Origin of the sequence: Embleya sp. NPDC050154 (genome assembly GCF_044460165.1) — a bacterium.
Taxonomy (GTDB): Bacteria; Actinomycetota; Actinomycetes; order Streptomycetales; family Streptomycetaceae; genus Embleya.
The window spans coordinates 150,975-160,580 of record NZ_JBITJP010000026.1; the positions used below are offsets into that span (position 1 = coordinate 150,975).

Genomic DNA, 9,606 nt, shown 5'->3' on the forward strand with positions numbered 1-9,606 from the left:
GGTGTGACCTGGTCTGGCCCCGCGGCCCTCCTCGGGGTGGTCGGCCGCTGCGGCGGGGTGGGGGGTTGGGGTCTTTCCCTGCGGCTCTTGTGGTCCCGGCCCTCGGGGTGGATGCCTGAGGTTGCGCGGGGGTGGGGTTTCAGGGCGACGCGAGGGGTCCGGTCTGAATGTTGCGGTCCCCGGTGTGGCTGCCTGCCGGTGGGTGGGTTGGCTGCGGGAAGGGGTGGGCTTTCCCTGGGCCGCCGAGCTTGGCTGCGCTTTGGCGCGTCAGCGCCCACGACTCCGGTGAGACCTCGTGATCGACGCGCGAAGCGCGGAGAGCGGCGGAGCCGCAGAGTTTGGGCTTCGTGGCCCGGAGCGAAGCGGAGGGACACGAAGCCCCGAGCGAGGGGCCGCTTTTTTGCGGAGGAGCGTAGCGGGGGAGCAAAAAAGTGGTGCCTCGCGAGCCGGCGACGAAGTCGCCCAACAAGCAGCAACGCCGCCGAACACGACTCTGGCCACCCCGACACGCTCCACCCGCGACCCCGGCTCAGCCCGCTCCACGCGCGACTCGGGCCACCCCGACGGGCCCCACCCGCGACTCAGCCCACCCCGACCCTCATCCCCCGAACGAGTCCGAAGGGATCGGCTTCAGCAACTGAAAAACGTCATCCGTGATCGGTCGATCCCACGTCACGATTCGCACCAGGACGTTGTCGCTGCGGTCGAACTCCACACACGCGAGGCGACCCTCGGCGTACTTGACCTTGCGGATGATCAGCAGGTCGTCGCCGAGCATGATCGGGGTGTCCTCGGTGGACAGCTCCTCGGGCATCTCTTCGTGGCCCAGGGCCGCGACCAACTGCTGGGCCTCGATCCGGCCGACACCTTCCTCACGCGCGGGCGAACCCGGGGGCAGGTTGCCGATCAGCATCGCGGGGCCGCGGTTGGCCAGCAGGTCGTACCGGACGAAGATCCCCTGGCAACTGCCGTCCTCCCCCGGCAACATGGCCACGATCACGGAGCCGGGCCAGTCGGTGAACGGGATGGCGAGAACGTCGAAATCCGGCCCGGACGGGGGGCGGCGGCGCAGGAAACCCATACAGACATGCTAGTGGCCCCTCGCGATGCGGCCGGCCACCCACCGGGGACCCCCACCACAGGACCCCGAACCCAAGCTCGGCCAAAGCCCGGCCAAAACCGGAAGCCAGAACCCGAGACTCCAAGTCCGCAACCCCAAGCCCGGAAGCCACAGCCGGAAGCCAAAGCCCGAAAAGCCGAACCCCAGCCCCCACTCACCCAAACCAACCCAAACAAACCCAAAAACGCCCCAAGGCCCGCACCCTGCACGGGCGCGGGCCTTGCTAGGTCTGCGGTCCGTTGCCGGAGCCGCGGGACCGATTCAGAGCGGGCGAACCATCTCGGCCTGCGGGCCCTTCTGACCCTGCGTGACCTCGAACTCCACGCGCTGGTTCTCCTCCAACGAACGGTAGCCGTTCGTCTGAATGGCGGAGAAGTGGACGAAGACGTCAGCGCCGCCGTCGTCCTGCGAGATGAAGCCGTAGCCCTTGTCGGCGTTGAACCACTTGACCGTACCGGTGGCCATGTCTTGATTCCTTCACGTAACCCACAGACACCACACCTCGTGATGCCCGGGTCGCGAACCGTCGAGTGGTCCCACTCCCCGCGTTACCCCGGGATGCCCTCGCTGTGAGGAGCGAAAAACGCCCACGGCTGTTGATGTCCGCAGGCGTTGGACGTGCGAGGGAACTACATCTACTGCTGCAACCGCGGACAACGCTACATGCCAACGACTGCTCCGCAACAGCCCTTCGCAGCGCGAATCCGACCGTCACCAAAGCGGTTAACGGGGGGCATAGCCGGCACACGCCGCACGGTTCATCCGCGTGGGTGACACAACTGGGCGCAACCAAGGGCTGACCAAGCGTCAGTCGAGACCGCTACTCGATCACCCTCCGACCAACCTCCGACCACCCTCCGACCACCCTCCGAACCCACCCGCTCGCTCCTCGATCACCTTCCGAACCGCCCCCACCCCACCCTCAAACCAGCTCCGCACCACCCCAAACCGGCTCCGCACCATCCCCAGAGCCCCCCGAACCACCCCCAACCCCTCCGCACTTCTCCGAACCATCCCGCACCCTCTGAACCACCCCGCACCCTCTGAACCATCCCGCACCCTCTGAACCACCCCGCACCCTCTGAACCACCCGATGAACCACCCCAACCCTCCAAACCACCCCAACCCCCTTCGACCGCACGGATGTTCACTCCCCCTTCGCACCCGCGCCACCGATTGATGGCCGGCCCTTCGCGCCGCCTGCCTACCGTTTCGGTATGGCCGCCCCGACCGCCCTACCCGCGCCCCCGAAGCCCGCGCACGTGCCATCACCGTCGCGGGTCGTGCCGGGTGCGCCCGGCGCGCCGGTCGTGCCGGCTCCGGACGGGACGCCCCGAGTACGGCTGCGGCACCTGCGCCACGTGGGCGCGGTCCCGGCCCGGGTGTACGGGTTCGTCGCGCTGGTCCTGGTCGGCATCATCGCCCTGGCCGCGGTGATCGCGGTCGGCGCCGACAACGCCCGGTCCGGGCTCGGCGAGGTCGCGGACACCTCGGCTCCGCGCGCCGCGGCCGCCGCGGACCTGTACTTCGCGCTCGCCGACCTCGATGCCCAGGTCGCCAACGTCCTCCTGGTTGGCTCGGACGAGACGATCGGCAACCGACAGTTGGCGCTGCGCCAGATGCGCGAGCGGCGTGCCCGGATCACCGTCGACATCCAAGCGCTCTCCTCCGGGGGCGCGCCCACCGCGACCGTCGGCGCGCTGATCAACGGACTCGGCCGCTACGACGCGTACGTCGCACAGGCACGGCTGGCCGACGAGCAGGTCCAGGACCGTCCGGCCGGGCGCCCGCCGATACTCGCGCTCAACTACTTCGCGAGCGCGACCACGCTCCTGCACGACGACCTGCTGCCCGCCGCCGACGCGCTCGGTCGCGGCGCGGAGGAGAAGCTCGCCTCCGACGCGGACTCGGACGGCACGCACGCGCGTTGGGCCGCACTGGCGGTCGGGCTGGTCGGCCTCGCTCTGGTGGTCTGCCTGATCATCGGCCAGGTCTGGTGGGCCCGCCGGTTCCACCGCATCCTCGTGCCGGGGTTGGCCGCGGTGACCATCGCGGTGGCCGCGCTCACCGGCACCGCCGCCGTCCTGTTCACCGACCACGCGTCCCGCCTGCGCGACGCGCAGACGCAGGCGTTCGATCCGTTCCTGTCGCTGGCCCGGGCCCGGGCGACCGCCTCGGACGCGAACGCGGACGAGAGCCGGTTCGTGATCCTGCCCGACCGCGCCCGGGCGTACGCCGAGAGCTTCGCCGCCAAGTCCGCTCAACTCGAGCGCGTCGTGCCCAACGAGCGCGTCGCCACCCGGCTGGAAGCCTTCCGGCGGGACGACCGCACGCTGCGCGCGGCGGTTGCCGAGGGCCGGCTGGATGTCGCCGTCGGCCTGGCCACCAAGGTGGGTCGAGGCAACCTCGCGTTCGACTTCTACGACTACCAGACTTCACTCGCCCAGGTCGCGAACGCGAATCTGGCCGATTTCGAGCGCCGCACCGACAGTGCCGACGACGCGCTCAGCGGCTGGCCGTGGGTCCCGATCGCGATCCTCGGGGTGTGCGTGGTCCTCGTCCTGGCAAGCGCCCGCCCGCGTCTGCGGGAGTACGCGCAGCGCTGACCGCGCCCGTGTCGAGGCCGGCCCCCGAGCCATCGCGGCAGGCCCGCCGGGCCCGTCGGGCCACCCCCACCGCATATCTTTGCCCCAGTCAAGTGTTCCCGACGGTCGACAGCGTCACAGTTTCCGAAGGGCCTCCAAACGATATTGCCTCTGGAATATCGCCGGGCCCACGCCTTACGCTCCGCCCATGGAATTCAACCTTGCCGACCTCTTCGAGCGCGCGGCCGGGGAATACCCCGAACGCGAGGCGATCGTCGCGAACGGTGAACGCCGTACATATGCCCTTCTGGAGGAGCGGGCGAATCGCCTCGCCCATCACCTTCGGGACTCCGGTGTGCAGCCGGGTGACCATGTCGCGGTCTACGCCTTCAACATCATCGAATGGGCGGAGGCGATGCTCGCGATCTACAAGATCCGAGCCGTCTGCATCAATGTGAATTTCCGCTATGTCGCGGATGAGCTGGCCTATCTGCTGGACCAGGCCAAGCCCGTCGCGATGGTCTTCCAGCGGCAGTTCACCGACCGGGTCGCCGAGGTCGCGCCCAAGGTCGCCTCGCTGCGCCACCTGCTGGTGGTCGAGGACGACACCGAACCGGCGGCCGAGGGCACGGTCACCGCCGAGTCGCTGGGCGCGGTGCGGTACGAGGACGCGATGGCGGCGGGCTCACCGGAGCGCGACTTCGAGCCGCGGTCGGCCGACGACCTGTACCTGCTGTTCACCGGCGGGACCACCGGCCTGCCCAAGGGCGTCGTGTGGCGCCAGGAGGACGTGATCTTCGCCCTCGGCGGCGGCATCGACCCCACCAACGGCGAGCGCATATCCCGGCCCGAGGAGATGGTCGAGAAGGGCCGCAACGGCCAGATGACCACCTTCCCGATCGCGCCTCTGATGCACGGCGCAACCCAGTGGGGGGTGCTCCAGAACCTGGCCAAGGGCCACCGCGTGGTGCTGATCGACAAGTTCGACGCGCACGGCGTGTGGGAGACGGTGGTCGCCGAGCGGATCAACGTCGTCCTGATCACCGGTGACGCGATGGCCCGCCCGCTGCTGGAGTCGCTCGACGAACCCCGCGACGGTCGCGAGTCCTACGACCTGTCCTCGCTGTTCGCCCTCTCCTCCAGCGCGGCGCTGTTCTCGCCGTCGCTGAAGGAGGAGTTCATGGAGCGCCTGGGGATCGTGGTCAGCGACGCCATCGGGGCCTCCGAGTCGGGCGCCAACGGCGTGGGCGTCGCGGTGAAGGGCCAGACCGAGCAGCAGAGCGGGATCACCGTGAAGGCGGTGCCCGACTCGGTCGTGCTGGACGAGGACCTCAACCCGCTGCCCGCCGGGGTGGTGGGCCGCCTCGGCCGCAAGGGCAACATCCCGCTGGGCTACCTGGGCGACCCGATCAAGACCGCCGAGGTCTTCCGGACCGGCCCGGACGGCACCCGCTATGTGGTGCCCGGCGACTACGCCCGCCTGGAGGGCGACGGCCGGATCACCCTGCTGGGCCGGGGCTCGGCGACGATCAACTCCGGCGGCGAGAAGATCTTCACCGAGGAGGTCGAGGGCGCGGTCAAGGCCCACCCCGAGGTCTACGACGCGATCGTGGTCGGCGTCCCGCACCCGCGCTGGGGCCAGACGGTCGCGGTGGTCGTGCAGCCGCGCGAGGGCCGCTCGCCGAACCTCGCGGACATCCAGGAACACTGCCGCACCAAGATCGCCGGATACAAGGTGCCCCGGGTCCTGCGCATCGTCGAGCGGACGCAGCGCACGCCCACCGGAAAGCCGGACCTGCAATGGGCACTCGCGGTGGCCTCCGCCCCGGAAACCGCATCCGGCGATACGACGGAAGCCGCGCCGGAATCCGTCTGACGAAACACGGTTCGAAAAGATTCGTCACCCGCGAGAAGAATGCCGAATACACCGCCCGGGACTTCCCGGGCGGTGTATTCGTATATCGCCTCAGACCGCCCGCTCGCGCCCCTCCCAGTAGGGATCGCGCAACCGCCGCTTCTGCAACTTCCCATTCGGGTCGCGCGGCATCGCGTCCACGAAATCGATGGTGCGCGGGCGCTTATACGTGGCGAGCTGCTCCGTGCAGAACGCGAGCAATTCCGCGGCCAGATCCGGCCCTGCCGCGAAGCCCTCGTTCGCCTCGACGACCGCCTTGACCTCCTCGCCCCAGTCCTCGTGCGGGATGCCGAACACCGCGACGTCGCCGACCGCGTCATGCCGCAGCAGCGCGCTCTCGATCTCGGCGGGGTAGATGTTCTGGCCACCGGAGATGATCATGTCGATCTTGCGGTCGCGCAGGTACAGGTAGCCGTCCTCGTCGAGCAGGCCCACGTCGCCGACGGTGAACCAGTCACCGATCCGGCCCTTGCGGGTCTTCTCCTCGTCCTTGTGGTACTTGAACTTCCCGGCCCGCATCAGCATGTACACGGTGCCGATCTCGCCCGCCGGCAGCCGATTGTCGTCGTCGTCGAAGATGCCGATCTCGCTGATCGGCCAGGCCTTGCCCACCGTGCCGGGCCGATCCAGCCACTCCTGCGCGGAGCAGAACGTACCGCCGCCCTCGCTGGCGGCGTAGTACTCCTCGACACACAACCCCCACCACTCGATCATCCGCCGCTTGACGTGATCGGGGCAGGGCGCGGCGCCGTGCACGGCGTGCCGCATCGACGACACGTCGTACTTGGCCTTGATCTCCTCGGGCAGTTGCAGGAGTCGGTGGAACTGGGTCGGCACCATGTGCGTGTGGGTGACCTTGTAGCGGTCGATCACCCGCAACATCTCCTCGGGCCGCCACTTGTCCATCAGCACCACGGTGTGCCCGATGTGCAGCGACTGCTGGGCGTGCTGAAGCACGGCCGTGTGGTACAGCGGCGAGCCGACCAGGTGCACGTTGTCGTCGTGCGGCTTGACACCGTAGATCAGCAACGTGCCGCCGTACCGGGCGTCTTCGGGCAGGCCTGCGGACAACGGCCGACGCACGCCGCGCGGGCGACCGGTGGTGCCCGAGGTGTAGTTCATCGTCATGCCCACGCCGCGCTCGGCGGGTAGCTCCGCCGACTGTCCGTCGGTCAGCTCGACGAACGGCCGGAAGCCGGGCATCGCGCCGACCGCGAACCGCGCCGCCGCGGGGAGCTTCGCCTCGTCCGCGGCGGCCACGATCGTGTCCGCGAACCGCTCGTGGCCGATCACCACCTTCGACTCGCTGTCCGCGAGAATCCAGGCGATCTCGGGGCCGACCAGGTGGTGGTTGACCGGGACCATGTACATGCTGGCCTGCGCAGCCGCCATGTACGCCACGATGTACTCGGCGCAGTTCGGCAGGATCACGCTGAAGACGTCGCCCGCGCCGAGCCCTGCCGCCCGCAGACCGTGCACGAGCCGGTTCGACGCGGCGAACAACTCCCCCGCGGTCCACTCGGCGCCATCGGGGTCGACCAGCGCCAGCCGGTCCGGATTGGCCTGCGCATGGGCCCAGAAGCCGTTCGCCACGTGCGGTTCCCTTCGAGCTGACCGGTTACTTGACAATGTCGTACATTGTGGCGGCAGCACGCGCAGAAAGAAAGGGGACCTTACTTATTACCGACCGCTCTCCCTTGTGGCCTCCGCGACAGCGCCGACAGCGCCGACAACGTCGGCAGAACCGGCAGTGCAGGCAGCCTCGAGGCGGGGCAGCCGGGAGACCGACGGCTCGACCTCCGGCCCCAGTCGCTCCATCGCGCCGCGGATGTGCGGCGACGGGTACACGGCGCGAATCACCGGCGTGGCCGCTCCCACCGCCCGACGCAACACATTGAGTCCGGGCCGGGCCACCACCGACGGCAGCCCGCGGTACCCGTACAGATCCTTGGCCCACCGCGGCAGCGCGGCATACGCGGACTCGGCCACCTGGCGCCACAACACCTCGCGCCCGAGCACGAGTACGAACGGCACCGGCGGTCGACGCAGGAAGTCGAAGACACCGCGGGCCTCGTCCGACATGGCCAGCGCCGGTCGGATCTCCTCGAAGTAGCGCTCCAACTCGGCCACGGAGCCCGGGACTTCCTCACGCCCGAGCCCGACCAACTCGGCCGAGCGGCGCTGTTCGGCCAGATACAGATCGGCGAGCTCGTCCGTCAGCGGGAACCCGGCCTGCCGGGCGACCGAGAGATACGACCCGACCTCGGCACAGTGGATCCAGCGCAGCAACTCCGGCTCGTCTATTCGATACGGCTGCTCCGTAACCGGGTCGACCGCCTTGATCACGGAATGGATCCGCCGCACCCGCGCCCCCGCCCGCTCGGCGTCCGTCCGCGTCCCGTAGGTCGTGACCCCGACGAAGTCGGCGGTCCGCATCAGCCGCCCCCACGGGTCCTTGCGGAAGTCGGAGTTCTGCACGACCCCGCGCACCGCCCGCGGATGCAGCGCCTGGAGATAGAGCGCCCGGACACCGGCCACCCACATCACCGGGTCGGCGTGCAACTGCCACGTCACCGAATCGGGCCCGAACAGCCCGATCTCGTCACTCTCGCGGCTCTCCTGGCTCTCCCGACTCTCCCGACTCTCCTGTGGAACGCCCACCGGCACACCTTCCCGAACACGAATCCCGCCTGGGACTACGAGCGTACGTCCCTCACAGAACGGGCTGGGGCACCGACGATACGAGGCCATCGCCCCAGCGGGGATGGGGCCCATCGGGCCTGCTCCACGTCGGGACGGTGGTGTTGGTGTTGAGCAGTTGGTAATCGGATTGGTGCGGTGGGCATCGGCGGCGTCCGTTCGCGATGCCTGGCGGGTGGGCGTGGGTGGGTGTCGATGGGCCCGGTCCCGGTGTCGCCCACGGTCGGGGCCTTGGGATTTCCGGCGAGATGTGGGTGTTGGTCGGCAGAAAAAGCATCCAGGGGCGGTGGCGGGGGGAGGAGGTCGGGTTGCGTATGCCGAAGTGACGTTTCCGGGTGGGTGGGTTTTCGGGCGGGGGCGGTGCCGTGAGGTACTTCGGCGGGCGTTTCCGAAGGGGGCGGCGGGGCGCTTGGTCGTCACGATCCGGATCCCGAGGACCGCTTCGCGTACCTCGCTCCGCGCTGACCTGGGGTTTTGCGGTTACGAGCCGATGAGAGTGGGTGTCGAAGGCCCGTTTGCGTCTCGGGGAGGTGGAGCCCGGCCCCTTGGAGGTGCTTTCTGGCCGCCCGGGTGTACTGGGTCGGGACTTTCGCCTGGGTCGGCGTCGTGGGGTCCTTCGGGGGGCGGCGGATCGGGGCGTTTTGGCGTGCGGTGGGTGCGAGTTCAAAGGACGTGCAGCCTCGGGTGCGGGTCTTGGCCTCCGCGAGACGCGAACCCGCCCTCGACACCCGCTTTCGCCCTGCCCACGATGCAAAACCCCAGGTCAGCAGCGATGGCTCGCGTCTGGAGTCGTCCCGGGATCCGGGTGGTGACCTCCCAAACGCACCGAAGGTGCCTCCACAGGGCCCGGCCCCGGCCCCGTCGGAAACGCTCGCCGAATGCGGACCTTGGCCTCCCCGAGACGCGAACCCGCCCTCGACACCGTTCTCACCGGCTCGTGACGCCAAAACCCCAGGTCGGCGAGGAGCAAGGTGCCCGAAGTCGTCCCGGGATCCGGGTGGTGACCTCCCAAACGCACCGAAGGTGCGCCACCCGGGCCCGGCCCCCTTCGGAAACGCCCGCCGAAGTTCCTCACGGCACCGCCCCCGCCCGAAAACCCACCCACCCGGAAACGTCACTTCGGCATACGGAACCCGACCCCCTCCCCCCGCCACCGCCCCTGGATGCTTTTTCTGCCGACCAACACCCACCTCTCGCCGGAAATCCCAAGGCCCCGACCGTGGGCGACACCGGGACCGGGCCCATCGACACCCACCCACGCCCACCCGCCAGGCATCGCGAACGGA

6 protein-coding genes are annotated in these 9,606 nt (G+C 69.4%); 2 read left to right on the forward strand and 4 right to left on the reverse strand.

Annotated features, from left to right (window positions below; translation table 11 throughout):
- Positions 1 to 598: 598 nt before the first annotated feature.
- Both ACIBSV_RS39990 and ACIBSV_RS39995 read right to left on the reverse strand, forming a co-directional pair.
- A complete protein-coding gene (locus tag ACIBSV_RS39990; RefSeq protein ID WP_395872079.1) occupies positions 599 to 1,081 on the reverse strand; it encodes a hypothetical protein in 483 nt (160 codons plus the stop codon).
- 300 nt (positions 1,082 to 1,381) lie between these two features.
- Positions 1,382 to 1,585, reverse strand: coding sequence for a cold-shock protein (locus ACIBSV_RS39995; RefSeq protein WP_020557813.1), 204 nt, complete (start codon positions 1,583 to 1,585; stop codon positions 1,382 to 1,384).
- Between the two features lie 752 nt (positions 1,586 to 2,337).
- Here ACIBSV_RS39995 and ACIBSV_RS40000 point away from each other — a divergent pair.
- Both ACIBSV_RS40000 and ACIBSV_RS40005 read left to right on the forward strand, forming a co-directional pair.
- Positions 2,338 to 3,726 carry a hypothetical protein gene (locus ACIBSV_RS40000; protein WP_395872081.1) on the forward strand — a complete coding sequence of 463 codons (1,389 nt, stop codon included), beginning with the start codon at positions 2,338 to 2,340 and terminating at the stop codon, positions 3,724 to 3,726.
- A gap of 187 nt (positions 3,727 to 3,913) precedes the next feature.
- The gene (locus ACIBSV_RS40005; protein ID WP_395872083.1) at positions 3,914 to 5,581 is read left to right on the forward strand and encodes an acyl-CoA synthetase; all 1,668 of its coding nucleotides are present in this window, start codon (positions 3,914 to 3,916) and stop codon (positions 5,579 to 5,581) included.
- A 90-nt stretch (positions 5,582 to 5,671) separates the two neighbouring features.
- Here ACIBSV_RS40005 and ACIBSV_RS40010 read toward each other — a convergent pair whose 3' ends face one another.
- Both ACIBSV_RS40010 and ACIBSV_RS40015 read right to left on the reverse strand, forming a co-directional pair.
- The gene (locus tag ACIBSV_RS40010) at positions 5,672 to 7,213 is read right to left on the reverse strand and encodes an acyl-CoA synthetase (protein WP_395872085.1); all 1,542 of its coding nucleotides are present in this window, start codon (positions 7,211 to 7,213) and stop codon (positions 5,672 to 5,674) included.
- Positions 7,214 to 7,300: 87 nt separating this feature from the next.
- A complete protein-coding gene (locus ACIBSV_RS40015; RefSeq protein WP_395872087.1) occupies positions 7,301 to 8,287 on the reverse strand; it encodes an oxygenase MpaB family protein in 987 nt (328 codons plus the stop codon).
- Positions 8,288 to 9,606: the final 1,319 nt, after the last annotated feature.